The sequence below is a fragment of the Aquiflexum sp. genome, from assembly GCF_977115555.1.
In genome coordinates this window covers 1-1,673 of record NZ_CDSBKL010000615.1, presented here as the reverse complement: position 1 = coordinate 1,673, position 1,673 = coordinate 1, and the positions used below count along the sequence as shown (strand labels likewise).

At 40.1% G+C, this 1,673-nt stretch carries 1 protein-coding gene; it reads left to right on the top strand.

Annotation, left to right across the window (positions count from 1 at the left end; translation table 11 throughout):
* Nucleotides 1–100: 100 nt before the first annotated feature.
* Entirely contained in the window at nucleotides 101–1,501 is a 1,401-nt protein-coding gene (locus ACZFYI_RS20110) for a hypothetical protein (RefSeq protein ID WP_462525904.1), read from the top strand.
* Nucleotides 1,502–1,673 lie beyond the last annotated feature (172 nt).

The window sequence follows — 1,673 nt, the reverse complement described above, 5'->3', positions numbered from 1 at the left end:
AAGATTATTTTCAATTTAACCCAAGAATAACGCTTTGATAAGATTTACATTAATTGCTTCCCTGGTCACGATAGTGGTTTTTCAGATTATTGGGGAAAAAGTGCCTTTAAACGAGGGTGCTATGGGCGATGGTCTTTTTTTTAGGGAAGTCGCAGGGAATTTTTTAGAAGATATTGAGGATGGAAGCTACAATGTATTTCAGATGCAAAGGGTGATGCCTTTTGCTTTTGTGAATGTCATGTTTGGTGTTTTTGAGGTTGTCAAAAGTTATGATAACCTGATTCGAGGCATGCTGATCTTGCATTTTCTGTTTTTAGGCTTGGGGGTATATTGGTATTTCTCTCTGGCTACCAAACTCCGGCTTGGGGACAACCTCACCATTTTGGGTTTTGTCTTGGTTTTTGCAAACTTTGCCGTTCTTAAGAATCCGTGGTATAATCCGTTTTCGACCGATCTGCCAACTTTGATGCTTGCTATTGGGCAGGCGAATTATTTCATAAAGGGGAACAGACAAAAACTGTTTTTGATTTCTATCCTTGCCGGATTTGTCTGGCCTACAATGATGCTGACAGGAGTTTTGCTCATATTCTTGCCAAGTGATCCTGTCCCCATATATCCCAAGGAAAGCCCCAAGTCTTTTTTTCCTGTATTGGCTTCTTTGGTATTGCTAGTAATTATCATGCTGGTCAGTTTCTTAACAGGTAGGATTGAAGGTGGAGATGTTTGGGGTAGCGTGTTACACATTGTTTCTGTGTTCACTTTGGTATTCTTTGTCTTTGCGGTGATGGTCAGGAATCCGATCAACTGGGCTTTGGGCTTCGAATTGCTTTCAGAGAAAATAAAATCACAAAAAATATGGAGGTTAGTCGGTATTCTTTCCCTCTATTTCCTAGTGATTTTTCTATTGTCAGGAAGTAATGCTTCTTTGGATTTTGGGACTATTGGTAAGAATTTGATCCAAGATACTTTGCGGTTTCCGGCAGATTTCCTTGTTGGCCACATGATGTTTTTTGGGTTTCTAATTCCTTTGGCCCTTGCTTTTTTTCCCCGGATGATCAAAGAATCCGCAAAGTTAGGGATGGGTATGGTCGCAGTAAGTTTCTTTATGTTTGCTTTTGCATTACATCCTGAATCGAGGCTGCTATTGGCGTTTTTGCCATTTATGGCGGTATTGTTATTGAAGTCAGTGAGGAGATACAGGATAGTGAACAAGGACGTCATTGTCATCACTTTGATCAATCTTCTGATCTCTGCCTTTTGGTTGCCACTCAATTTGCCTGGAATGGAAACAGCTTTGGGAAGTGGAAGCCTAGAATTGATGAATGGATTTCCGGCGCAAAGGTACTTGATGCATTTTGGCCATTTGTTTTCTTTTGAAGTGTATGGCGTAGGTGCCCTTGTTCTTGTAAGTCTTTTGGTATTGTCATGGAAGGGGAAAGTCAGGTATAAAAGGGAGGAGTATGTGAGGGGAAAATCCTATGCTTCAAGATCGGTCCATTAGATTGAAACCACAAAGGCACATGAGAGGGTTATGCTTCTAAAATATTTGTAACCACAAAAGAAACAAAATGATACAATAGGTTTTAGGATATTTGCAACCACAAAAGGCACAAAAGAGGCCTAGGTATCTAGAACATTTGCAACCACAATAGAAACAAAAGGATACAAAAGGT